At 72.8% G+C, this 23,903-nt stretch carries 23 protein-coding genes; 10 read left to right on the plus strand and 13 right to left on the minus strand.

What is annotated here, in order from left to right:
* Window positions 1-395 (plus strand): hypothetical protein (locus tag ACFV9M_RS10415; protein WP_385102380.1); only part of this gene is annotated, 395 nt, incomplete at its 5' end.
* Window positions 396-417: 22 nt separating this feature from the next.
* Here ACFV9M_RS10415 and ACFV9M_RS10420 read toward each other — a convergent pair.
* From ACFV9M_RS10420 to ACFV9M_RS10430, 3 genes are read right to left on the minus strand one after another with little or no spacing between them, the layout of a single operon-like run.
* Window positions 418-567 carry a hypothetical protein gene (locus ACFV9M_RS10420; protein WP_385102383.1) on the minus strand — a complete coding sequence of 50 codons (150 nt, stop codon included), beginning with the start codon at window positions 565-567 and terminating at the stop codon, window positions 418-420.
* On the minus strand, window positions 564-2,633 hold the full coding sequence (locus ACFV9M_RS10425; protein WP_385071218.1) for an FAD/NAD(P)-binding protein: 2,070 nt from the start codon (window positions 2,631-2,633) through the stop codon (window positions 564-566). Before ACFV9M_RS10425 ends, ACFV9M_RS10420 begins: the two co-directional genes overlap by 4 nt.
* Window positions 2,630-3,655 carry an amino acid ABC transporter permease gene (locus tag ACFV9M_RS10430; protein WP_385071221.1) on the minus strand — a complete coding sequence of 342 codons (1,026 nt, stop codon included), beginning with the start codon at window positions 3,653-3,655 and terminating at the stop codon, window positions 2,630-2,632. Before ACFV9M_RS10430 ends, ACFV9M_RS10425 begins: the two co-directional genes overlap by 4 nt.
* A gap of 686 nt (window positions 3,656-4,341) precedes the next feature.
* Between ACFV9M_RS10430 and ACFV9M_RS10435 the strand changes: the two genes are divergently transcribed.
* The 8 genes from ACFV9M_RS10435 (at window position 4,342) to ACFV9M_RS10470 (ending at window position 12,630) form a co-directional block, all read left to right on the plus strand.
* Complete coding sequence (locus ACFV9M_RS10435) at window positions 4,342-5,469, plus strand: LLM class flavin-dependent oxidoreductase (RefSeq protein ID WP_385071224.1); 1,128 nt, start codon at window positions 4,342-4,344, stop codon at window positions 5,467-5,469.
* Window positions 5,466-6,026 (plus strand): GNAT family N-acetyltransferase, encoded by a 561-nt coding sequence (locus ACFV9M_RS10440; protein ID WP_385071226.1) that lies wholly within the window; start codon window positions 5,466-5,468, stop codon window positions 6,024-6,026. The genes ACFV9M_RS10435 and ACFV9M_RS10440 overlap by 4 nt, the downstream gene beginning before the upstream one ends.
* Window positions 6,023-6,979 (plus strand): ABC transporter substrate-binding protein, encoded by a 957-nt coding sequence (locus ACFV9M_RS10445; protein ID WP_385071229.1) that lies wholly within the window; start codon window positions 6,023-6,025, stop codon window positions 6,977-6,979. Before ACFV9M_RS10440 ends, ACFV9M_RS10445 begins: the two co-directional genes overlap by 4 nt.
* Window positions 6,980-7,001: 22 nt before the next feature.
* Window positions 7,002-8,030, plus strand: coding sequence for an amino acid ABC transporter permease (locus ACFV9M_RS10450; RefSeq protein WP_385071231.1), 1,029 nt, complete (start codon window positions 7,002-7,004; stop codon window positions 8,028-8,030).
* Complete coding sequence (locus ACFV9M_RS10455; protein ID WP_385071234.1) at window positions 8,027-8,791, plus strand: amino acid ABC transporter ATP-binding protein; 765 nt, start codon at window positions 8,027-8,029, stop codon at window positions 8,789-8,791. Before ACFV9M_RS10450 ends, ACFV9M_RS10455 begins: the two co-directional genes overlap by 4 nt.
* A gap of 73 nt (window positions 8,792-8,864) precedes the next feature.
* Complete coding sequence (locus tag ACFV9M_RS10460; RefSeq protein ID WP_385071236.1) at window positions 8,865-9,845, plus strand: ABC transporter substrate-binding protein; 981 nt, start codon at window positions 8,865-8,867, stop codon at window positions 9,843-9,845.
* A gap of 13 nt (window positions 9,846-9,858) precedes the next feature.
* Complete coding sequence (locus ACFV9M_RS10465; RefSeq protein WP_385071238.1) at window positions 9,859-11,121, plus strand: LLM class flavin-dependent oxidoreductase; 1,263 nt, start codon at window positions 9,859-9,861, stop codon at window positions 11,119-11,121.
* 252 nt (window positions 11,122-11,373) lie between these two features.
* Window positions 11,374-12,630 (plus strand): acyl-CoA dehydrogenase family protein, encoded by a 1,257-nt coding sequence (locus ACFV9M_RS10470; RefSeq protein WP_385071241.1) that lies wholly within the window; start codon window positions 11,374-11,376, stop codon window positions 12,628-12,630.
* Between the two features lie 152 nt (window positions 12,631-12,782).
* Here ACFV9M_RS10470 and ACFV9M_RS10475 read toward each other — a convergent pair whose 3' ends face one another.
* The 6 genes from ACFV9M_RS10475 to ACFV9M_RS10500 form a co-directional block, all read right to left on the minus strand.
* Window positions 12,783-13,685 carry an ABC transporter permease gene (locus ACFV9M_RS10475; RefSeq protein ID WP_385071244.1) on the minus strand — a complete coding sequence of 301 codons (903 nt, stop codon included), beginning with the start codon at window positions 13,683-13,685 and terminating at the stop codon, window positions 12,783-12,785.
* A complete protein-coding gene (locus ACFV9M_RS10480; protein WP_385071357.1) occupies window positions 13,672-14,463 on the minus strand; it encodes an ABC transporter ATP-binding protein in 792 nt (263 codons plus the stop codon). Before ACFV9M_RS10480 ends, ACFV9M_RS10475 begins: the two co-directional genes overlap by 14 nt.
* Before the next feature lie 46 nt (window positions 14,464-14,509).
* Window positions 14,510-15,616, minus strand: coding sequence for an aliphatic sulfonate ABC transporter substrate-binding protein (locus ACFV9M_RS10485; protein WP_385071247.1), 1,107 nt, complete (start codon window positions 15,614-15,616; stop codon window positions 14,510-14,512).
* 322 nt (window positions 15,617-15,938) lie between these two features.
* Window positions 15,939-16,040 carry a putative leader peptide gene (locus ACFV9M_RS10490; RefSeq protein WP_385071248.1) on the minus strand — a complete coding sequence of 34 codons (102 nt, stop codon included), beginning with the start codon at window positions 16,038-16,040 and terminating at the stop codon, window positions 15,939-15,941.
* Window positions 16,041-16,178: 138 nt separating this feature from the next.
* Window positions 16,179-16,637 carry an RrF2 family transcriptional regulator gene (locus tag ACFV9M_RS10495; RefSeq protein WP_385071251.1) on the minus strand — a complete coding sequence of 153 codons (459 nt, stop codon included), beginning with the start codon at window positions 16,635-16,637 and terminating at the stop codon, window positions 16,179-16,181.
* Window positions 16,638-16,665: 28 nt separating this feature from the next.
* Entirely contained in the window at window positions 16,666-17,559 is an 894-nt protein-coding gene (locus tag ACFV9M_RS10500) for a prohibitin family protein (RefSeq protein WP_385071252.1), read from the minus strand.
* A 206-nt stretch (window positions 17,560-17,765) separates the two neighbouring features.
* Here ACFV9M_RS10500 and ACFV9M_RS10505 point away from each other — a divergent pair, with 206 nt between their 5' ends.
* On the plus strand, window positions 17,766-18,422 hold the full coding sequence (locus ACFV9M_RS10505; protein WP_385071255.1) for a maleylpyruvate isomerase N-terminal domain-containing protein: 657 nt from the start codon (window positions 17,766-17,768) through the stop codon (window positions 18,420-18,422).
* Window positions 18,423-18,432: 10 nt separating this feature from the next.
* On the opposite strand, the gene ACFV9M_RS10510 is transcribed toward ACFV9M_RS10505, so the two are convergent.
* From ACFV9M_RS10510 to ACFV9M_RS10525, 4 genes are all read right to left on the minus strand, one after another.
* Window positions 18,433-19,272: a class I SAM-dependent methyltransferase gene (locus ACFV9M_RS10510; protein WP_385071257.1), complete on the minus strand. Its 840-nt coding sequence runs from the start codon at window positions 19,270-19,272 to the stop codon at window positions 18,433-18,435.
* Between the two features lie 153 nt (window positions 19,273-19,425).
* Window positions 19,426-20,709, minus strand: coding sequence for a DUF6379 domain-containing protein (locus ACFV9M_RS10515; RefSeq protein WP_385071259.1), 1,284 nt, complete (start codon window positions 20,707-20,709; stop codon window positions 19,426-19,428).
* Between the two features lie 152 nt (window positions 20,710-20,861).
* On the minus strand, window positions 20,862-22,235 hold the full coding sequence (locus ACFV9M_RS10520) for an MFS transporter (RefSeq protein WP_385071260.1): 1,374 nt from the start codon (window positions 22,233-22,235) through the stop codon (window positions 20,862-20,864).
* Window positions 22,236-22,455: 220 nt separating this feature from the next.
* Entirely contained in the window at window positions 22,456-23,736 is a 1,281-nt protein-coding gene (locus tag ACFV9M_RS10525; protein ID WP_385071262.1) for an ROK family protein, read from the minus strand.
* Between the last annotated feature and the right edge of the window lie 167 nt (window positions 23,737-23,903).

Below are 23,903 nucleotides of genomic sequence, written 5' to 3' on the forward strand. Positions count from 1 at the left end.
GCCTCCGAAAGCCCCGCCTCGATCCCCTCCGCCACACCAGCATCCTACGAGCCAACAGAACTCAGAAACCGAGGAGTTATTTTTCGACAGCCCCCTGGGTCGTCCCCTACCTGACGGCGTTGGCGCAAGGCGTGGAGGACGCCAGGACCGGTCGACCAGCCCGCGTGATGTTCTTCGACGGGCCGTTCTGGGTCGACCTGCGCGTAAAGGGGGACACCGTGGAACTCGCCCCTGGCGGCGGAGGGGCCGACGGCCCCCCGTGCACGGTGGAATCGGTGACGCTGTCCTCCGGTGTGCTCGAGGCAGGGCAGCGCGTCGTCACCACGTGCGAGCGCGAGGGATGGATCGACGACGACGTTCGCGCGTTGCGCTCGGCGCTCCTGCGACTCAGGTAGCTCCCGGGGCGCGGCCCTGACTTCAAAGGACGCCCAGGTCTTCTTGGAGGTGCTGTTCGCCGCCGACGGTGTCGGCGGCGAACAGCAAGGACGGGCCGAGTCCGTGGACGACTGCGATGACGGCCAGCCAGGTCGGGCCCGACCGCCCCCGCAGCCCGTCCCGACACCTCACCCCGAGTGCGTGGCGATCCTCGGTCCGGCCGCCGGGCGCTGCTGGTCCGTGTCCTCGGTGGTGCGGGTGGCGGGGGAGCGGTCGCCGGCTTCCGGCAGGGGGGTCCGTTCCTGGGCGGGCCGTTCCGGTGGGGCGGCCTCTCCCCGCGCCGCCAGCGTCCGGAGCAGTGACCTGGCCGCCGCGTCGTTCTGGCGGAAGGCGGGGGCGTTGGTGCGGGGGCGGGCGAAGGCGGCGACGGCGCGGCTGTTGGTGGGGGCGCCCAGGGCGACACGGCGGGGGTGGGGTCCGCCGAGGGTGGGGTCGAGGATGTGGCCGTGCTCGGAAGCCACGGTCAGCAGGCCCGAGCGGTGGGTGTGGGTGGGGTCGGTGACGACCTCCTCGGTGAGGGCGCCGGAGCGGTGCAGGGCGCGCAGGAGCGGGTCCTCGGTGCGGTCCAGGGAGGGGCGGGGCAGGTAGGCCTCGATCAGGGCCGTGGCGTGGACGGTGTGTCCGGGCACCGTGGGGCTGGTCGCGGTGAAGGTGCCGGTGGAGTCGTCGGTACCGACCTGGAGGTCCGCGCCGAGGAAGCGGACGATCCCGGCCCGGGACAGGGCGAGCAGCTGGCGCAGCCGGAAGCCGGGCGGGCCGGAGGCGAGGAAGCTGAAGAAGCCCTGCCACCAGCCGTCCAGTCCCTCGGCGAGGGAGCGGGCGGTCAGCCGGCCGGCGGAGGCGAGAGCGGGCAGCTGTCCGTAGACGGAGAGCAGGGCGAGGAAGGCGCCGAGGTCGGCGCTGTGGGCGGGGTCCTCGCGGCGGCGGACGTCCTGGGTGATGTGGTCGCGCAGATGGTGCTGGAGGGACTCCGGGTCGGGGAATGCCAGGTCCGCCAGGGGGCGGTCGAGGGCCTCGAAGTCCAGGCGGTCCTCCGGGTCCGGCACGGCCGCGGCGACGAGGGCGGCCATCGGGTCGGAGTACCAGTCGAGACGGTCGTAGGCGGCGAGGAAGTCCGCCCAGGGCAGGGCGGTGCGCTCGGGATGGGCGTGGAACAGCTCGTGGTAGTGGCCGAAGCCGATCTCCTTGGCCATCAGCGGCCACACGTCGCGGCGCAGGTCGAGGGGGCGGTCGAGGGCGAGCAGGGTGTCGACGGCCACGGGGCCGAAGTGGCGCGGCAGCGGTGGCGGGGGGCCCTGGAGCCGGTAGCGGGTCTTGGAGTGGTACGGCACGCCGCGCCGGGACCCGACGTGGAGGACGGGCTCGCGGCCGGACGGCAGGTAGGTGAGGGTGCCGTCGGGCCCGGTGCGGTAGGTGCCGCCGCGTCCCTCGGTGAGCAGCACCATCAGGTCGACGAACGCCAGCCCGAAGCCGCGCAGCAGGACGTGTTCGCCGGGGCGCAGGGCGGACAGGTCGGCGTCGGAGGAGAACTCGGGCGGGAGGTGGAAGCGGCCGTGGCGGGCGGCGAAGGCGGCGTGGTCGTGGTGGCCGGCTCCGGGGGCCGCGTCCAGATGGCCCTGCGCGAGGACGACCAGGTCGGCGGTGAGGGGGGTGCCGCGGTCGGCCAGGTGCACCTGCTGGGGTCCGTCCGCGGGGCCGGTGACGGCGGTCGCGACGGTGCGGTGCCAGACGACGTCGACGGAGGGCGGCAGTTCGGCCAGCGCTCGCCGGAACACCCAGTCCAGGTAGGCGCTCTGGGCCCGTCGGGTGGGGAAGTCGGACGATTCCAGGGAGCGCAGCTCGGCCAGGACCTCGGGGTCGGCGGGTTCGGCGCGGGGGGTCAGGCGCGGGCCCCGGCCGGAGAGCCGGGACGCCCACTCGGCCAGCGAGGGGCCGGGCCGCACGGGGCCGTCCAGCTGCGAGGTCTCGTCGGTGAACATGGTGACGTCCTCGGCCATGGAGTTCATCCGCAGCAGCGGTGACTGCTCGTGCCGCCAGACCCGTCCCGGTCCCGGCGGGTGGGGGTCCACCAGATGGATGCGCAACGTCCGTCGCCCGTCCCACAGTTCGGGTGCGTTGGCGGCGATGCGCTCCAGCAGGCCGGTGCCGCGCGGGCCCGCGCCGACGACGACCAGGACGGCCTCGGGGACGGCGTTCACCGGTCACCGCCGATCGAGGGGCGGGCGTCGGCGGCGGTCCGGGCGGCGAGCCGGGCCCGCAGGACGGCCACCCGCACCCGGAGCCGTTGCAGCGGGGTGGCCGGCACGGCGCGGGCGGCGCCGCGCGCGAAGTGGCGCTCCACGTAGAACTGCCCCACCCCGAGCAGGCTGGTGACGGCGATGTACCAGAGGGTGGCGACCAGCAGCAGCGGGATGACCTGGTAGGTCTGGTTGTACACCAGCTGCACCGAGTACAGCAGGTCGTGCACCGCCAGCACGCTGACGATGCTGGTGCCCTTCAACGTGCCGATCAGCATGTTCCCGGTGGTCGGCACGATCGACCGCATCGCCTGGGGAACGACGATCCGGCGCAGTGTCCGCCGTCGGCCGAGGCCGAGGGCCTGCGCGGCCTCGGTCTGGCCGGCGTCCACGGCGAGGAGGCCGCCGCGCACCACCTCGGCGGCGTAGGCGGCCTCGTGCAGGGTCAGACCGATGACGGCGGTGAGGGTGGGACCGAGCAGATCGACCGTCCGGACGCTGACGAACTGCGGTCCGAAGGGGATGCCGAGGCCGAGCGTCGGGTAGAGGGCGCCGATGTTGAACCAGAGCAGCAACTGCACGAGCAGCGGAGTCGACCGGAAGATCCACACGAAGCCCCAGCTGAGCGTGCGCAGCACCGGGTTGCCGGACAGGCGCATCACCGCCAGCGGGGTGCCGAGCAGAAAGCCCAGCACCATCACCACGGCGGTCAGCCACAGGGTCAGCAGCAGTCCGTCGAGCACCGCGGCCGTGGTGAAGTACCGGCCCACCACGTCCCACTGGAACGCGGGGTTGCGGACGACGGAGTTCACCACCATCGCGAGGACCAGCAGCGCGGCGGCCGCGGCCAGCAGGCGGCCGACACGTCGGCGCGGCACGATCGCGGGGAGGTCGTCGGACGCGGAGCCGGGCGCCTTCGCGGGCGGGACGGGCGAGACGGACGGGGCGTCGGGAGCGGTGACGTCGGAAGGCGGCGGGACCATCGGAGGCTCTCCGGGGGAAGGATCGCGGGCGTCGGTGACCACCCGGTGGCGGCCGGGTCCCGGTGTCATCACGAGCGCCGCGTCCCTCAACGCGGCCGGAGGGGCCGCTGCCGCGCGCGGCGGGGCCCGTCCGTCGCCGATCGTATGTGCCAGGCGCACGGACCTGTCAACAGTGCGTGCCAACCGGTCGGTGCTGGTCCGGCACGTGGGAAGTGGTTGACGAGAAGCGCAATGTACTGCTCAATTAAGCGCATGAATGCTGATCAGCGCCTGGTCACCCGTGACCACATCGACTTCGGTCGGGTGTGGTCCGCGGCGTGTCGCGGCTGAATCGGCAGCGGGCTGTCTGACCGGCCCTTCCCTCCCTCGGTGACCCCGTCGCGGGCCGAGTTCCCCCTCCGCATCACCGCCGTACCCGGGCCCTGACCGGCGTACGGGCGGTCGTACGGACCGGACGCGCGCTGCCGCCGCTCCACCCGCCCGAGGCCCCCGCCCCGGCGTCATCACACCCGCACCTCCCGCACCCCCGCGTTCCATCGCCCTGAAACACCGTCACGCCCGGGGTCACGGACGCCGTCCCGCACGGCCGTCACGGACGCCGTACCCGCACGGCCGTCACGAGGGCCACCGCGTCTTGCCCGCGTGCGGCCCAGCACCCCCAAGGACTTGAGGAAAGGCCATCTCCCATGCCCGTGGAGTTCCTCGGCATCGCCGCCACCCACGACGGGTCCGAGACGACGGCGCGCTCCGGCGCCGCCTTCGACAAGGACTACACCCTCCGGCTCGCCCGCGCGCACGAGGATCACGGCTGGGACCGGGTGCTCTTCGCCTACGGATCCGGATCACCGGACCCCGCACCGGCCGCCGCGTACATCGCGAGCAGGCTGGACCGCCTCCAGATCCTGCTCGCCCACCGGCCCAACGTCTCGTACCCCACCTTCGCCGCGAAGACCTTCGCCACCCTCGACCAGATCAGCGAGGGCCGGCTGACGGTGCACTTCATCACCGGCGGCAACGACCACGAGCAGGGCCGCGAGGGCGACACGCTCACCAAGGACGAGCGCTACGCCCGCACCCGTGAGTACATCCGCGTCGTCAAGAAGATCTGGACCACCCACGAGCCCTTCGACCACGAGGGCGAGCACTACCGCTTCCACGACTTCGTCAGCGACGTCTTCCCCGTCCAACAGCCCCGCCCGAACGTCTCGTTCGGCGGCTCGTCGCCCGCCGCGTACGCCGCCGGCGGTGCCGAGGCCGACATCTACTGCCTGTGGGGCGAGCCCCTGGAGAAGACCGCCGAGCAGATCGAGGCGGTGAAGGCCGCCGCGCGGGCCGCGGGCCGCACCGAACCCCCGCGCATCCAGGTCGCCTTCCGCCCGATCATCGCCCCGACCGAGGAACTGGCCTGGGAGAAGGCCCACCGCACGGTCGGCGCCATCAGGCAGCGCCGCGAGGCCGGTGTCGTACGGCACCACCGTAGCGGCGCCCCGGAGAACACGGGGTCGCAGCGGCTGATCGCCATAGCCGAGGCGGGCGAGCGCTACGACCGCGCGCTGTGGACCCCGACCGCCGCCGCCACCGGAGGGGCGGGCAACTCCAACGCCCTGGTCGGCACCCCGGAAACGGTCGCCCGGGCGCTCCTCGACTACTACGACCTCGGCGTGGACATCCTCTCCGCCCGGGGCTACGACCTCCTGGGCGACGCGATCGACTTCGGGCGGTACGTCATCCCGATCGTCCGCGAGGAGGTCGCCAAGCGCGACGCCGAGCGCGCGGCGCGCGGCACCCAGGCCCTCACGGCGGTGCGCGGATGACCTCCGTCACGCCACCGCCGGCGGCCCGCTCCGAACTGACGGTCCTTCAGGTCCCGGTCTCCGACCCGCGCGTCGAACCCCTGCTGCGCGAACTCGGCGACGAGTACTCCTCCCGCTACGGCAAGGACGCCCACGCCGAGCTCGCCCGCTACCCCGACGAGGAGTTCACCGCACCGCACGGCGGCGTGCTGCTCCTGCTGCTGGAGCACGGCGAGCCGGTCGCGGGCGGCGCCTTCCGCCGGTACGACGAGGCCACCGCCGAACTGAAGCGGATCTGGACGCACTCCGCCCACCGGCGGCGCGGCCTGGCCCGACGCGTCGTCGCCGAGCTGGAGCGCGTGGCCGCCGCCCGCGGCTACCGGCGGATCTACCTCACCACCGGACCGCGCCAGCCCGAGGCCCGCGGCCTGTACCTGGCCACCGGCTACACACCGCTGTTCGACACGGAGGCCGATCCGGAGACCATCGGCCCGCTGCCCTTCGAGAAGCACCTGGCCGCCCCGGCACCCACCCGGAACCCGGCACCGGCACCCACCGGAGAGGCGGCCGACCGGTGAACCCTCCCGCCCTCGGCAAGCGTCCGCACCGCGCGGCCGCCCTCGCCCTGCTGCTCCTCCTCGCGCTGACGGCCTGCGGCTCCGGCGGCAGCGGCGATCCGGCGGTGGCGGGCGCCCAGGCCTCCGCCGCACCGACCGACGACCCGGTCGCCGCCGTCACCACGGTGGACTCCGTGGCCGCCCTGCTGCCCGCCGACGTCCGCGAGGCGGGCACGCTGCGCATCGGCAGCTCGATCGGGTTCCCGCCGAACGCCTACTACCCGAACGGCTCGGACAAGGCGCCCGTCGGCCAGGACATCGACCTGGCCGACGCGGTCGCCAAGGTCCTCGGTGTGCGGCTGGAGCGCCAGGACGCCTCGTTCGAGACGACCCTGCCCGCCCTCGGCAGCGGCAAGTACGACGTCGGCACCGGCAACTTCGGGGTGACGAGCGATCGCTTGAAGACCGTCGACTTCGTCACCTACATCAACGACGGCCAGGGCTTCGCGGTGAAGAAGGGCAACACCGCGCTCGGCAAGAAGATCACCGATCTCACCCAGCTGTGCGGCCTGACCATCGGCACCGGCGCCGGCACCACCTTCGAGACGACCCTCACCGCGCAGAAGGGCGTGTGCGCCAAGGCCGGCAAGAAACCGTACGACGTGAAGGTCTACTCGGAGAACGCCGCGACCCTCACCGCGCTCCAGCAGGGCCGGATCGACGTGATCATGTCGACCATCAACGGCCTGCGCTACCAGGCGGCCCAGCCCGCCTCCGGCACCACCTTCCTCGGCGAGTACCACCGCCTCGACGTCGGCTTCGCCTTCAAGAAGGGCTCCCCGCTCACCCAGGCCTTCCAGGCGGCCGTCGACGAGCTGATCAAGGACGGCACCTATGCCCGGATCCTCGACAAGTGGGGAACAACCGCCTCCGCGATCGACGCGTCGCGGATCAACCCGCCCGAGCACACGTAGAGACGTAAGCAGGAACACCACGATGGGACTCACCACCGACCCCGCGTCCGCGCCGCCCGCCGCGGCCCTCCAGGACGCGGGCCCCCACGCCCCGCCCGCCGAGGACGACCCGGCCTCCCTCGAGGTCGTCCCCGCCCGCCACTACGGCCGGTGGGTGGCGACCGTCGCCGTGGCCGTGCTGGTCGCCCAGTTCGTGCACGGCCTGGTCACCAACCCGGTCTGGGAGTGGGGCGTCTTCCGCGACTACGTGCTGTCCGAGACGATCGTCCAGGCGGTGTGGGTCACCCTCCAGCTCACCGCCTACGCCACCGTGCTGGGCTTCCTCCTCGGCACCGTCCTGGCCTTCATGCGGCTGTCGCGCAGCCCCCTGCTCCAGGCCGTCGCCTGGGCCTACATCTGGATCTTCCGGTCCATCCCGATGATCGTCCAGCTGGTGTTCTGGTTCAACCTCAGCGCCCTGTACCGGGAGCTGGGGGTCGGTATCCCCTTCGGACCGGTGTTCTGGTCCGTCGACAGCAACACCCTCATCGGCACGATCGGCGCCGCCGTCATCGGGCTGTCGCTGCACCAGGCCGCCTACGCCGCCGAGGTCGTCCGCGGCGGAGCCCTCTCGGTGGACCACGGACAGCTGGAGGCCGCCGCGGCACTGGGCATCCCCCGGCTGCGGCAGATCCGCCGCATCGTGCTGCCGCAGGCCATGCGCGCCATCCTGCCCACGGCCGGCAACGAGATCATCGGCCTGCTCAAGGGCACCTCGGTGGTCTACGTGATGGCCATCGGCGAGCTGTTCTACCAGGTGCAGGTGATCTACGGCCGCAACGGCAGGGTGATCCCGCTGCTGCTGGTCGCCACCGCCTGGTACGTGGTCCTGACCTCCGTGCTGTCGGTCGCGCAGTACTACGTGGAGCGCCACTACGCCCGGGGCGCGAACCGCACTCCGCCGCCCACCCCGCTCCAGCGCGCCCGGCGGTTCGTCCGCACCCTGCGCGCGGCGGCGGCCCGGCGCGACCAGCCCGTCGTACCCCTGAAGAGCCTGGGAGACACCCGATGAGTGAGGTGATGGTGGACGTCCACGGCGTCCACAAGAGCTTCGGCCCGCTGGAAGTGCTGCGCGGCGTCGACCTGACGGTCCGCGCCGGCGAGGTCACCGTGATCATCGGCCCGTCCGGATCCGGGAAGTCCACGCTGCTGCGCACCGTCAACCACCTGGAGAAGGTCGACCGCGGCTGGATCAGCATCGACGGTGAGCTCATCGGCTACCGCCGCTCCGGCGGAAAGCTGTACGAGCTCAAGGAGAAGGACGTTCTGAAGCAGCGCACGCACATCGGGTTCGTGTTCCAGAACTTCAACCTCTTCCCGCACCTGACCGTGCTGGAGAACCTCGTCGAGGCCCCCGTCTCCGCGCTGCGCCGCCCCCGCAAGGAGGCGGAGGAGACCGCCCGGAGGCTCCTCGACCGGGTCGGCCTCGCCGACAAGGCGGACGCCTATCCGCGGCAGCTCTCCGGGGGCCAGCAGCAGCGCGTGGCCATCGCCCGCGCGCTCGCCCTCGAACCGAAGGTGCTGCTCTTCGACGAGCCCACCTCGGCGCTCGACCCGGAACTGGTCGGCGAGGTCCTCGACGTCATCAAGGACCTGGCCGGCACCGGCACCACCATGATCGTCGTGACCCACGAGATCGGCTTCGCCCGCGAGGTCGCCGACACCGTGGTGTTCATGGACGACGGGGTCGTCGTGGAGCAGGGGCCGCCCGCGGCCGTCCTGGACACCCCGCGGCAGGAGCGCACCCGCGCCTTCCTCTCCAAGGTCCTCTGACCCCGCGTACTCCCCGTCCTCCCGCTTTTCCCGTTCCCCCGCCCCCCGCCCCCTCACGCCAAGGAGACCCACCGTGTCCACCCTCGCCCGCCGCACCACCGCAGCAGCATTCGGACTGGCCGCCGCCCTCGTCCTCGCCGGCTGCGCCAACCCCTCCGACGGCGGGACCGCCGAGGTCGCGGACACGTCGGGCGCCAAGACGAAGATCAACACCAGCCCGGACCAGGACCGCGTCACCACGGACAAGGTCGACTCCATAGCCGCCGAGGTCCCGGAGGAGATCCGCGACAGAGGCACCCTGGAGATCGTCCAGTCGTCCACCTCCGCGGCCCCGCTGGGCTTCCACGCCACCGACGACAAGACCGTCATCGGCGTCGAGCCCGACATCGCGTACCTGGTCGCCGACGTGCTCGGACTGAAGCCGCACATCAACCAGGTGTCGTGGGAGAACATCTTCGTCGGCCTGGACAGCGCCAAGTACGACGTCGGCTTCGCCAACATCACCGTCACCGAGGAGCGCAAGGACAAGTACGACTTCGCCACCTACCGCGAGGACAACCTGGGCTTCGAGGCGAAGAAGGGCAGCGGGCTGAAGGTCGACGGGCCCGAGGACGTGGCGGGCCTGACCGTCGCCGTGCAGAGCGGCACCAACCAGGAGAAGCTGCTGGTCGAATGGAGCGAGGAGAACGAGAAGGCCGGCCGGAAGCCGGTGGACATCAAGTACTACCAGAACGACAGCGACACCTACCTCGCTCTCCAGTCCGGCCGGATCGACGTCTACCTCGGCCCCAACCCGATCGCGGCCTACCACGCGGCCACCACCGGCAATACGGAGGTCGTGGGCACGTACTCCGGCGCCGGTGAGACCCTCCAGGGCCTCATCGCGGCCACCACCAAGAAGGACAGCGGGCTCGTCGACGCGCTCGCCGACGCCATCGACCACGTGATCGAGAACGGGACGTACGCCGAGGTGCTCGAACGGTGGGGCCTGTCCGACGAGGCCGTGACCAAGTCGGAGATCAACCCGGCCGGCCTGCCCCGGACCGACCAGTAGGGGACCCGAGGCCATGCGCCGACCCCTCCACCTCTCCGTCGCGCTCGACGGGACCGGCCACCGTCCGGCACCCGCCCAGGCCGTCGACGCCGGTCCCGCGGCGCCCTTCCCGGGCGCCCGGTGGGCCGCCCTGGCCGGCCTCGCCGAACAGGGCGCCCTCGACTTCGTCACCGTCGGCGACTCCTTCGAGGCGCCGACGTACGACCGGGCCGGACGGCTCGACGCGGTCGCAGCCCTCGCCCGTGTCGCGCCCATGACCCGCCGGATCGGGCTCGTCCCGACCGTGACCACCACCCGCACCGAGCCGTTCCCCACCTCCACCGCCCTGGCCGGCCTGGACCTCGTCAGCGAGGGCCGGGCCGGCTGGCTGGTCGACGTCTCCACCACCGGGGCGGGGACCGGGGCAGGGGGCCGCCCCCCGGCCCCGGCGGGCGAGCTGTGGGCCGAGGCGTCCGAAGCCGTCGAGGCCGTCGCCCGGCTGTGGGACAGCTCGTTGGACGCCCCGGCCCCGGAGACACGGGACGCCGTCACCGACCGCCCCACCGCCCGCTCGACCGACAGCTCCACCGACCGCTCGACCGACAGCTCCACCGCCCGCTCCACCGACGGCGACGGGCCGCACCCCGTCGACTTCGACGGCCCGCGCTCCTCCGTGCGCGGGCCGTCCACCGTGCCCCGTCCACCGCAGGGGAGGCCGCCTGTCGCCGTAGCGCTCGACGTGCACGACTCGGACGGTCGGTGGGAGCTGGCCGCGCGCCACGCGGACGTCGTCCTGCTCGACGCGGACGGGCCGGCCACCGCACGGCTCGCCCGCGCGGCGCTGCTGCGCCGGGCGGCGGAGGCCGGCCGCGGCCCGGACGCGCCGCGGGTGCTGGTACGCGTCGCGGTCGGTCTCGGCGGCACCGGGACCGGGCCGCTCCCGCCCGCCGAGGCACGCTTCACCGGCGCCGCCGCGGACCTCGCCGCACTGCTCGCCGACTGGCACACGGCCTGCGGCGTCGACGGCTTCCACCTCCTGCCGGCCTCGGCCGGCGACGATCTGCCCGCCGTGGTCCACGACCTCGTACCGCGGCTGCGCGAGCGCGGACTCTTCCGCGCCGGCTACGACGGCCGCACCCTCCGCGACCACCTCGGCCTGCCCCGCCCCGCCGGCCGCCCCGCCCGAGAGACGGAGACGGCCCCCTGGCACACGGGGCACCGGCCGCGCCGGCGACCACGACCACCGCGGCCGCCGGAGCGACCGGGCCCCGCCGGCAGATCACGTCCGACGAGCTGACCGGCCTCCGAGGCCTTTCCGTCACCGGCTCCGGGCTCCGATCATTGTCGGCCAACTCGCCCGGGGAAGGCGGGATTCCGCGATCGAACACCTGCCCCGGAGCGGGGGTGACAGGGTATTCTCTAGTATTCCTACCGGATTTATAGGGAAGTCTTGAGGAGGAACGTCAGTGGGAACTGCCCCAGCGTGTGCGTCCGGCGCCCTCGCGTCCTCGTCCTCTTCCTGTACCCGCCCGATGCGGGGGGAGCGGCCGTGACGGTGGAGGACCTGTTCACGGTCGAGCAGCAGGGGCGCACCCACTGGCTGCACATCGCCCGTGAGGTCGCCGAAGACCTGGCCACGGACGCGGTCGTCCGCGACCAGGCCGGCAAACCCCCGTTCGACGAGGTGAACCGGCTGCGTGAGGCAGGGCTCCTGACGCTGCTCATACCCGCCGAACGCGGTGGGGGAGGGGCGGACTGGGCCACGGCCTACGCGGTCGTCCGGGAGATCGCCGCGGCCGACGGGGCGATCGGCCAACTGCTCGGCAGCCACTACGTCCTGTCGGGGAGCGCCCGCTTCTTCGCCGGGGCCGACCTCCTCGCCCGGGTCGAGCGGGAGTCCGCGGCGGGCCAGTGGTGCTGGGGCGGAGGTTTCGCCGCCCACGAACCGCCTCTGATGCTGACGCCGGTCGCCGCGGGCCGCTATCTGCTGAACGGGCGCCAGAGTTGCGCGACCGGGGTCCGTGTCGCCGACCGGCTGGCGGTCCGCGCCGCCCGGCTCGACACCGGTGAACCGCTGGCCGTGATCGTCGATCCCGCCCGCCCCGGCGTGGTCTGCGGCGACGACGGGGACACCTTCGGCCAGCGGCTGTCGGCCGGCGGCAGCATGGAGTTCGACGCCGTGCCGGTCACGGACGGCGAGGTGCTGGGGTCACTGTCCTCGGACGAGGGCGCCCTGCCGCCGTTCGCCGGTCTGGCCGCCGCCACCGGACGTCTCGTCTCCGCCCACCTCTGCCTGGGCATCGCCCAGGGCGTGCTCGGCGAGGCCCGTGAGTACGCCAGGGCGGGCAATCCCTCCTGGCGGCCGTCCTGGCAGTCCTGGCCGCCCCCGCAGTCCTACCCGTCCTGGCCGTCCTGGCCGGACAGCCGGTCGCAGGACGCGCATGTGCTGATCACCTACGGGGAGCTCACCGTCGCCGCCCGCGCGGCGTCCGCTCTCACCGATCAGGCGGTGGAAGCCCTGGACGGCGGACTCGCGCGCGGCGACGACCTCACCGACGACGAGTGCGCCGAGATCTGTGTCCTCGCGGCCGCGGCCGAGGCCGCCGCCGCGCGGGCCGCGCAGGACATCACCGCCCGCACCCTGGACGTCATCGGCCCCGGCTCCGCCTCCTCGCGGTACGGCTTCGACCGCTTCTGGCGCAACGCACGGACCCACACCCTCTACCACCCCGTCGCCCACCGGCTCCGCGAGGTCGGGGACTACTACCTCAGCGGAGCGCACCCGCCGTTCACCCTGCCCGCCTGACCGCGCGCACCGGCCCCCCTCGGGGGGGCCGCACACGGCGGCACCCGCTCCACCGGGCGATGCCCATGCGGTGGAGCGGGTGCCGTGCGCGGTGTGTGCCGATGCCTGCCGGCGGGCCGCGCGGTCCCGTCGGCCGGTCGAGACCGGGTCGTTCAGCGGGTGACCAGCAGCCCCCGGCCGCGCAGCACCCGCCGTTCCAGCGGACTGAAGACCAGCAGGTCGATGGCGATGCCGACGACGAGGATCAGGAAGATGGCGAGGAAGACCTGGGACATGCTGGAGTTGTTCCGGCCGTTCTCCAGCAACTGGCCGAGTCCGACGCCCAGATCGGGCGAGGACGCGATGATCTCGGCGGCCATCAACGACCGCCAGGAGAACGCCCAGCCCTGCTTCAGGCCGGCCAGGTACCCGGGCAGCGCCCCCGGCATCACGATGTGCCAGGCCCCGCGCAGCCCGGTGGCGCCCAGCGTCTTCCCCGCGCGCAGGAACAGCGGCGGGATCTGGTCGACCCCGGCCACCAGGCCGTTGGCGATGGACGGCACGGCTCCGAGCAGGATCACCGCGTACATCATGCTGTCGTTGAGCCCCAGCCAGATCACGGCGGGCGGCACCCAGGCCACGGACGGCAGGGACTGCAGTCCGGACAGGATCGGCCCGATCGCGGCCCGTACGAACCTCACCCGGGCGACCAGCAGTCCGAGCGGCGTACCGATGACGAGCGCCAGGAAGAAGCCGAGCAGGCCACGCGAGACGGAGGTCCAGACGTAGTCGAGCAGGGTGCCCCGCAGCCACGCGTCGGACACCTCGTCCCACACCGCGGACGGTGAGGGCAGCTTGTAGTCGGGGGCGACCTGCGCCCACACCAGCGCCTGCCAGACCGCGAGGACCAGCAGGACCGCGCTGACGGGGGGCACCACCTTCTGCACCAGGGTCTGCCGCAGCGGCGTCCGGCCGGACTGCACCGTGTCCAGCGCGTCGAGCCCGGCCTCCAGCCCCGCCAGATCCTGTGTGCCGTCGTCCTTCCTCAGGTCGGGCCCGGTGTCAGTGCCGGCCATGTCGGCGGATCTCCTCCCGTAGTTGTCCGGTGATCTCCGAGGACAGCTCGGCGACCGCGCTGTCCTCGATACGGCGCGGGTGCGGTATGTCCACCGTCCACTCCCGGGCGATCCGCCCGGGCCGGGACGACAGCAGCACCACCCGCTGGGCCAGTCGTACCGCCTCCCGCACGTTGTGCGTGACGAACAGGACGGAGAGGCCCGTCTCCCGCCAGATGCGGGTCAGTTCGTCGTGCAGCACGTCCCGGGTGATGGCGTCGAGGGCCGCGAACGGCTCGTCCATCAGCAGCAGCCTGCTGCCCTGGGCCAGCGCCCGGGCCAGCGCGACGCGCTGCCGCATACCGCCGGAGAGTTCGTGCACCCGTTTGCCGTAGGAGTCCTTCAGCCGCACGAGTTCGAGCAGCCGCTCGGCCTCCGCGCGGCGCTCGGGCTTGCCGACGCCGCGCAGCTTCAGGGCGAGTTCGACGTTCCTGCCCGCGGTCAGCCACGGGAACAGGGCGTGCTCCTGGAACATCAGGGCGGGCGAGCCGTCCGTGCTGATCGTGCCGGCGGACGGCCGGTCCAGCCCCGCCACCAGGTTGAGCAGCGTGGACTTGCCGCAGCCCGAGGCACCCAGGAGGGTGACGAACTCGCCGGAATCGACATCGAGGGTGATGTCGTCCAGGACGAGCTGCTGCCCGGCGGGGCCGTCGAAGGACTTCGAGACGTGCTCGACGCGGGCGGCCCGGGCCGCCGTGGCGGCGCCACCGTCGCCGGCCTTGGCGATCGTGGTGGCCATGGTCGTCACCTCCTGGGAACTCATCGGGACTGCGTGCAGGGGTGTGCTACTCGGCGCCGAGACCGGCGTCGTCGACCTCGGCCTCGCCCGCGGCCTTGAGGACCTTGTTGAGCGGGGCGAGGTCGTAGATGCCCTCCAGGTTCGGCTCCTCCAGCAGACCCGCCTTCACCGCGTGCTCCGCCTCGGCGTCGAGGGTCGAGGCCAGCGGGTCGTCCAGGAAGGTGATGGACTCCCAGGCCGGGTCGAGGACCTCCGCGGGCAGCGCCTTGCCGGAGAGCTCCTTCAGCGCCGCGTTCGCCGAGGCCTTGGCCTTGTCGGGGTTGGCGTTGATCCACTGGTTGGTCTTCACCGAGCCGCGCAGCACGGCCTCGACGACGTCGGGGTGCTCCTTGAGGAACGTCTGCGACACGATGATGTTCGTGATCACGAACTTCTTGTCGGGCCACAGGTCCGCTTCGTCGAGGAGCACCTCGGCGCCCTCGGCGACCAGCTTGGAGGCGGTGGGCTCGGGGACCCAGGCGCCGTCGATGGAGCCGGACTTGTAGGCGTCGGGGGTGATCTTGTTGTCGGTGCGGACGACGGAGACGTCGCCCTTGCCGCTCTCGGCGTCGACCTTCCAGCCCTGCTCCGCGATCCAGTTGAGGAAGGCGACGTCCTGGGTGTTGCCGAGCTGCGGGGTGGCGATCTTCTTGCCCTTGACGTCCTTGACGGACTTGATCTTGTCCGGGTTGACGACGAGCTTGACGCCGCCGGAGGCCGAACCGCCGATGATGCGGAGGTTCTTGCCCGCGGACTTGGTGTAGCCGTTGATGGCGGGGGAGGGGCCGATCCAGCCGATGTCGATGGAGCCGGAGTTGAGGGCCTCGATCTCGGACGGCCCCGCGTTGAAGGTCGCCGTCGAGATCTTGGTGCCGCCGAGCTCCTTCTGGAGGAGGCCCTCCTGGACGCCGACCAGCGCGGTGGCGTGGGTGAGGTTCGGGAAGTAGCCGATCTTCACCTGGTCCGCGGAGAGCTTCTCGGCGTCCGCCGCGACCTTGGTCTGCTTGCCGTCGTCGGTGGACTCGGAACCGTAGCCGCAGGCCGTCAGCAGGAAGGGGAGTGCCGCTATGGCGGCGAGGGCGCGCAGGGCGGTGAGCGGTCTTGCGGCAGACACGGAGGTGTCCTTTCCAGGAGGAATGGGTGAGCAGGGAGGTACGGACGTACGGGACGCAGGGCTGTCGGCACGCACCACCCGCGCCCTCCGCCGGCGACGGTCCGCCGTCGCGGTCCGAGCAGCGCAGGGTGGTCGATCCGGGTGCCGGGTGCCTCGGGGTGGATGCCGGCCTCCGTCGCGGCCACGGCGTGCCCGGAGGCATGCGGTCATGGGCAGACGGGGAGGGCCGGCGGCGAGAGGTGGCCGGGAAGGCGCCCGCCGGACGGAGGCGGGGCGGCGACGAGCACAGCCGTGCGTGGGGGAGCCGGTCGAGGGACCGGCCTCAGACGGCTCGACAGATGGCGCTGGACGTACGGACCAGGTCGATGTGCCGACGGGAGGTCAGAAGGAGTCGCGCGCGGACGGCATGGTTCAGCGCACTCATGGCCACCCCCTCAGTTCCCTAGTTTCCCCACCTGGTTGATAGGGATCGTGGCAGAAGGTGGCTCCCTTACCAAGGGCCTTCTCGTATGGCGGACGCCCTCGTCTCACATTCTGATAATAAGGAGGTCGGGCCGCTGTTTCAGGGGTTGGTCCACGCGTCCGGGGTGTCGGCCCGGGCGGACACGCCGGCGGGCAGCTCGGCCGAGGCGACGTCGGCGAGCGTCACGTTCTCCAGGATTTCGCGCACGTTGGACCGCAGCGCGATCCACAGCGGCAGCAGCGACTCGGCGGGGCCGTCGTAGGACAGTTCCGGTGGACGGACTCCACGTACCGAGACGAGCGGTCCGTCCACGATGCGGATGACGTCGGCGATGCTGATGGACCCGGCGGACTTGGCCAGCCGGTAGCCGCCGTTGCCGCCGCGGCGGCTGACCACGAGCCCGCCGCGGCGCATGTCGTTCAGGATGCCTTCGAGGAACTTGTGCGGGATGCCCTGGGCGTCGGCGATGGCCAGGACCTTGACCGGCCCGTCGTCCCGTGACGTGGCGAGCTGCAACGCGGCACGTACCGCGTAGTCCGCCCTGGCTGAGATCCGCATGCGGGCATTATCCCGCACGGCTGCCGGGCTACTGGTCGCCGGTCCCGTCCACGATGACCGGGGTGCCGCCGGAGTCGGTGCCGCAGGGGACGGCGTAGACCGGGTTCGCCTTGGCGGCCTCGCGGTAGGCGGCCAGGCACTGGTTGTAGAGCACCTTGTCGGTCAGCGAGCGTTCGAGGATCTTGTTGGCCGCGGCGGTGCCCTCCGCCTCGATGCGCTTGCGCTCGGCCTCCGCCGTGGCGGTGCGCTGCGCCTCCACGGCCCGCTCCGTCGCCTGCTCCTGCTGGATCTTCTTGTCGATCTGCTTCTGGAGCTCGGCCGACGGCTTCACGTTGCGCAGGTTGACGACCGTGACGTCGATGCCGCGCGGCGCCAGACGTGCCTTGATGAGGGCGGCGATCTCCGAGCCGATCTGCTCGCGGGCGGAGGCGTAGCCCTCCTCGCTGGTGTGCTTCGCGAAGACGTTGCGGATGATCTCGCGGCTGTCCGGCAGCACCAGCCGCTCCTCGACCCCCTCCTCGCTGCCCGCCAGCCGGTACAGCGCGACCGCCTTCGCCGGCACCACGGCCCACTTGACGGTGACGTCCGCGTACAGCACCCCGCCCTGCGAGGAGCGGACCTCGACGGTCTCCTTGTCGTTGAGGTTGAGGTCCACCGGCCGGGTGGAGAAGGTCGTGACCTCGGTGAACGGTGACTTCACCTGGATGCCCGAGGTCAGCGGAGCGCCGACGCCGCCGAAGGTCACCGGCACGCCGACCTCGTAGGCGCTCACGACGTGGACGCAGGAGAAGACGCCCGCCAGCACCCCCGCCACGGCACTGATCGCGGCGCCGATCCGCCAGCCGCCGCCGGTGGCGCGGCCGCGGCCGACGAAGAAGAGCACGACTGCCGCTATGAGCAGCAGGATGGACAGCACGAACACGGGTATCCCCCCTCGGAAAGGGACGCGCGCCCCCCAGGCGCGCGATCCGCAGCGCAGCGTAGGGGATCAAGGTCCCTGCCGGTCGGGTCACGATCCGCTGTTCCACCGCCCGACCGCCTGACGTCACCGGGGCGTCACCCCGGGCGTCACCCGGGGCGCCGCTCGGGCGGTTGTCCGCTGTCGCGGCACCGCACTACCGTGCCGGCGTGGATCTCTTCTCACGTTCCTGGGCGGCGCTGCGCACGGCGGTCGCCGGGCTCCGGGACGAGGACTTCGCGCGGCCGTCGGGCTGTGCCGGCTGGCTCGTCCGCGACCTGGTGTGCCATCTGGTCGTCGACGCCCAGGACGTCCTGATCACCCTCGTGACCCCGGCCGGGACGGAACCGACCCGGGACGCGGTGACCTACTGGGACGTCGGCGCGACGCCACCGGCCGGCGACGACCCGCTCGACGCGCTGATCGTCCGGCTGGCCGCCGCGTACGGGGATCCCGGGCTGCTCACGTTGCACCTGGACGACGTCGGCTCCGCCGCGGGCCGTGCCGCCGCGCTCGCCGACCCGGAGCTGCGGGTGGCCACCCGGGGCGAGGTCCTCACCGCGGGCGACTACCTCCGCGCGTACGTTCTGGAGTGGACGCTGCACCACCTCGACCTGGGCGCGCACCTCCCGCACGTGGCGCGGCCGCCCGCGGAGGGGCTCGCCCGGTCCCGCGAGATGCTGGAGTCGATCGCCGGGTCCGCGTTCCCCGCGTCGTTCTCCGACACGGACGCGCTGCTGGTCGGCACCGGACGGCGTGCCCCGACCGACGCGGAGCGGGCCGCCCTGGGCGCGTCGGCCGTGCGGCCGCCGTACGTCCTCGGATGACCGTCCGGCGTCACCGCCGGTGCGACACCCCCAGCTCGATGAGGTAGCGCTTGGTCACCCGGCCGCCGTACGTCCCGTCGATCAGGCCCGCGACGCATGCGAGCAGCCCCGTCCGGGCGGCTTCCGGGAGGGCGCGGTGGCCCGAGTAGGTCCGCAGCAGCTCCAGGTAGCGGGAGGTGGTGTAGGTGATCTCCCGCTCGTGGCGGCGGAAGACCGTGGGGCCGAAACGGCCGCTGCGCGCGACCTCCTGCGCGTGGTCCGAGCCGTCGATGCCGGCGGCCGCGGGAGGCCGCAGCCCCGGTCGCGTGTCCGGGTCGAAGCGCTCGTAGCAGCGCTGGACCTCGGCGAAGAACTCCTCGGTGCCGCCCCTCACGTGCTGGGTGCGCACCACGGCGAGCGCCCCGCCCGGGCGCAGCGCGTCGGCGGCCCTGGCCACCCGCACGGCCGGGTCGATCCAGTGGAACGCCGTCGCCGAGACGACCGCGTCGAACGGCTCCGGCGGCAGCGGCCAGCTCTCGAACCGTGCCGTCACCACCTCCACCGCGGCCGCCCCGGCCAGGTTGCGGCGGGCGACGGCGGCCATGCGCGGTCCCGCCTCGACGGCCGTGATCCGGCAGCCCCGTGCGGCCAGGGGCACCGTCGCCTGGCCGGTCCCGCAGCCCACCTCCAGGACGCGGCTGCCGGTGCGGATCCCCGCGAGGCCGGCGAGATCGTCGTAGAGCTCCGCCGGATAGCCGGGCCTGGCCCGGTCGTACAGCTCCGCGTCCTCGTCGAAGATCCGGGCCAGACGCGCCCGCCGGGCCTCGTCGGGGCGGTCGTCGCGTCCGACCTGCGGGGTGTCGTCGGGCATGCGGTGCAGGCTAGCGGCTCCGTTCGACGGACCGGCCCGGGACGGGACGACTTGTTCCGTTCCAGGCCCGTTTCCGCCCCGTCCCGGCTCCGTTCCCGTCCGTCGCGTCCGCCGCGTCCGGCCGACGCGGCGCGCGGCGGCCGCGCCGGCCTCTCAGGCGCCCAGGGTGCGCAGCAGGGCGTGCTGGCGGCGTACCTGGTCGCGGCCGCGGTAGGGCTCGCGGCGGCCCTCGTACTCGCTGGACAGCCAGCCGCTCCAGCCGGCGTCGTGCAGCGTGGTGACGATGTCCTTCCAGGGCACGTGCAGGTCGTGGAGCCGGTCGTCGATCTCGAAGAACTTCGCCTGGATGAAGTGGACGTGGGGGAGCACGTCGACGAGGTCGGCCATCGGGACGGCCAGGGGCTCCAGGAACGCGGGCCGCTTCTTGCCCTCGATGCCCTCGTGGCCGTCGTCGACCGGGGCGGTCTGGAAGATGCCGGTGTCGATGAGCAGCTTGAAGTGCTCGCTGCCGGTGCGCTCGATGAAGTCGAGGTAGCCCTGGGTGACGGGGTTCTTGATCGGGGTGGGGCTGTGGATCTCCGGGCAGATGACGATGTCGAGGTCGGCGGCGAGGTCCAGGACCCGCTCGACGGCCGGCTGCCAGACCGGGTGGGGTTCGAGCTCCGGGGAGACGACGCCGAACTTCGGGCGGATCGAGGTGAAGCCGAGTTCCCTGGCCAGCCGCAGGTCCGTCTCCAGCTGGGCGCGTCCCTCCTCGGCCGTGAGGTCCCGCTCGCGCCACATCGCGGTGTCGACCCAGGAACCGTAGTTGGTCGGCGTCAGGCCGTACCGGTCCAGCAGGCCGTGCCAGTCGCGCACCCAGGCGGCGTCCGGGCGGGGGTAGCCGGGAACGTTGCCCTCGCCGAGGATCTCGATGCCGGTGGCGCCGAGGTCGGCGATGTCGGCCATGGCGTCCTCGAGGGTCATCGAGGTGTAGAGGTCGCCGGAGTAGCTGTACAGCGAGACCCCGTACTCGATGCCGGAGGTGCCGCCGGCGGCCGGGACGATGGTGCCCGTCGCGGCGGACCGGAAGACGGAGGTGCCGACGAACGGCGGGAAGTAGGGACGGCGCAGGTGGACGGCGACCTCGACGCGGTGGGTGCCCGCGGTCAGGCCACCGGGCGCGGGGACGGTGACGACGGCGATCTCGTCGAGCTGCCAGCGGACATCGGTGGAGGCGCGCAGCTCGTCGAGCGTGAAGGTGCGGCCCTGGAGGGTCCACACGGAGTGCTCGGCGGCGTGCTTCTCGCCGTCGACGGTCACCTCGACGCCTTCGAGGAGGCTGCCGGCGACGCCGCGGTAGTTGGGGTTGCGCAGGTGCAGCTGGAAGCCGGTGACGGCGCCGTTCTCGACGACGTTGCGGAAGCCGCGCTGTTGGATGATGTTGCGTTCGAGCATCGTCGGCTCGGCCTTTCTCGGACTGCTTCCCGCAGGGCCGCGGGAGGCGGTGGGGGGAGGTGTGGGATGCCGGGAGGCGGCGGGGCTGCCCGTGCCGGGGGCGGGGGCAGCCCGTGTGTCATGCCTTCGGCGAGGCGGGGGCAGCCCGTGTGTCATGCCTTCGGCGAGGCGGCGGGGCGGTCGAGGTCGTACAGGGCCATGCACGCCGCCTGCACCAGGCACAGCACCAGCGGGAGTCCGACGAAGGCCCACTCGATGGCGGCGGAGGCGTCGGCGCTGACCTCGTCGGCGCGGTAGCCGCCCCAGGCGAGCGCCCAGGCGAAGAAGGTGCCGCCCAGCGCGGTGCCCACCTTCGTCGCGAAGCTGTAGCCCGCGTACAGCAGGCCCTCGTCGCGGCGGCCGGTGACGGACTCGTGGTGGTCGACGGTCTCGGAGACCAGGGCGGGTGCCGCGACCAGGCCGAAGCCGCCGAGGAGGTTCGCGACGAGGAAGACGGCGAGGAACGCGACGGGGCTGTCGTGGAGCGGGAACAGCAGCGCGTAGAGGACCGCGGTGGCCACCAGGCCGAGGACGATGCCCCGGCGCTTGCCGGTGCGGCGCAGCACCCAGGGGGTGACCAGGGATCCGGCCAGGGCCGAGAGGGAGAAGGCCAGGAGGATGTAGGTGGTGGCCCAGGTGTCGTGCAGGACGTCCCGGGCGTAGTAGACCGCTCCGGCGGTGATCACGCCGAGGCGCACGAACGCGGCCAGCGAGGAGACGCACACGCCCAGCCAGTGCCGGTTGCGGAACAGTGCCTTGACGGCGGGCCCGGTGGCGGTGTCCTTCCCGGGCGCCGGGGGAGCGACCCGCTCGCGGCACAGCGCGGCGACCGCCCAGTACAGCAGCGTTCCGACGACGCCGAACACGACGGCCATGCCGGTGAAACCGCGCCCGAGGTCGCCGGCGCCCAGCAGGCCGACCAGCGGCATGACCGCCACGGAGACCGCGATCAGGCCGAGCGAGGCGCCGACGAACCGGTAACCGCTCATCCTCAGACGGGTGTCGCCGTCGGAGGTCAGCATCGGCAGCATCGCGCCGTAGGGCACGTTCACCAGGGAGTGGCTGATGCCGACGGCGACGAAGGTCACCCCGGCCCAGACGGCCGCGGTGGTGCCGGTGCCCACGGAGGTGAAGGCCAGCGCGAAGGCGGCGGCCAGCACCGGGGAGCCGAAGATCAGGTAGGGGCGGGCGCGCCCGAAGCGGCTGCGGGTGCGGTCGACGGCCAGGCCGACGAGCGGGTCGATCACCGCGTCGGCGATCCGGCCGAGCAGCAGGACGGTGCCCGCCGCGGCGGCGGCGAGGCCGGCGATGTCGGTGTAGAAGAACAGCAGGAAGGCCGTGAGCGTGGTCCAGGTCAGGTTGGACGCCAGGTCTCCGAGCCCGTAGCCCAGCTGCGCCGAGCGGCCGAGCGGCCGTGCGGCGGCGGGAGGCGCGCCGGCGGGCGCGCCGACGGGCGCGCCGGCGGCGGGGGAGGATGCGGCACTCATCGTCGAGTCCCTTCGATGGGGAGGGGGCGCGCCGCCTGGAGGGGCATCAGGCCGGGGACGGGGGCGCTGCCGTTGACGACGGGCGAGACTCGTCCGGAAGTCGCCCGTCGGTGACGGAACTTATGTTTGCCGCAAGCTAAAGTCAATGGTTCTGGATGCCGATGTGCTGGATGTGTGCCGTTCTCCTCCTCGTGGAGCGCCCCGGGCGGTGCCCCCGGGATCAGGCGCCGGCCGTCAGGCGGTCCGGGTCGACCGCGGACGGGCTGCCCAGCGGTGTCCACGCCGCCATGGCGTCGGCCGACAGCAGCGCCTCCACGGCGAGGTGCGCCCCGCCCGTGACGCCGCCGAGGTCGCCCAGCGCGGAGCCCCGGATCACCAGGTCCTTCGCCGCCAGCGGCAGGGAGCGGCTGCGCACCGTGTGGTCGACCACGCGCAGGAAGGCGTCCCCCACGGTCAGGACACCGCCGCCGAAGACCAGGTGGGCGGGGTTGTAGAAGTTGACGAGCGTCGCCATGAGGCTGCCCACCCGCTCCGCGGACCGGGCGACCGCCGTCAGGCACCAGGCGTCGCCCACGGTGACGCCGCGGCCGATGTCGGCCGGGGTGATCTCGCCGTGCGCGCCGTGGATCTCGGCGAGGTACCGGCTGCGCCCCTCGTGCACCGCCGTCACCGCGTCGCGGGCCAGCGCCCAGCCGCCGGCCAGCGCCTCCAGGCACCCGGTCCGCCCGCACCGGCACATGACCGAGTTGTCCTCCAGGACCCGGGCGTGCCCGATGTCGCCGGCGGCGCCCTTGCTGCCGCGGTGCACGCGCCCCCCGCTGACGAGGCCGGCGCCGATGCCCGTCCCCACCTTCACGAAGATCATCTCGTCGGCGTCGGCGTCGGCGTCGGTGCCGCTGGCGCGGGCCTCGCCCAGGGCCAGCAGGTTGGCGTCGTTGTCCACCCACACGGGCGCCCGGTGCCGTGCCTGGAGCCGGCCGCGGACGTCGAAGCCGTCCCAGCCCGGCATGATCGGCGGCTGCGACGGGCGCCCGGTCGAGAACTCCACCGGGCCCGGGACGCCCAGGGTGATCGCCCACAGCGGTGTGTCCCGGCGGGTTGCGAGCAGGCCGGTGAACTCCGCGTCCAGGGCGGTCAGGGTCTCCTCGGGGCCGCGGGCGATCGGCCACTGCAGATGCCGGTGCTCCAGGACGCGGGCGTCCAGGTCGGTCACCGCCACGTCCAGCGCGGCGGCTCCCAGGACCGCGGAGAGGACCAGTCCCCGCCCGGCGTCGAAGCGCAGCTGCCGCGGGGCGCGGCCACCGCTGGACGGGCCGGTCTCGGCGTCCTCCAGCAGGCCGAGCTCGATGGCCTGCTCCACCCTCTGGGAGATCACCGTGCGGCCCAGGAGGGAGGCGGCGCCCAGCTCGGGCCGGGTGCGGGCGCGTCCCGAGCGGACCATGCGCACGACGGTGGACAGGGCGTCGTAGTGGTCGACGGCGGTAGGGGTACGGCGTGTCATACCCGGAATCATCGCGTACTTCTGTCGCCGGTGGCCCAACCCTTGACGACTTTTGCATGCCGCGTGCAATAGTGGGGGTGTTCGTCGCAGCAGAGGCCCGGCAGAGGCCGGCAGAGCCCGCCCAGCAGGGCCCGGCAGAGCAGCAAGGAAGCAGCCGTATGCCACAG

The organism is Streptomyces sp. NPDC059895 (assembly GCF_042731035.1).
GTDB lineage: Bacteria > Actinomycetota > Actinomycetes > Streptomycetales > Streptomycetaceae > Streptomyces.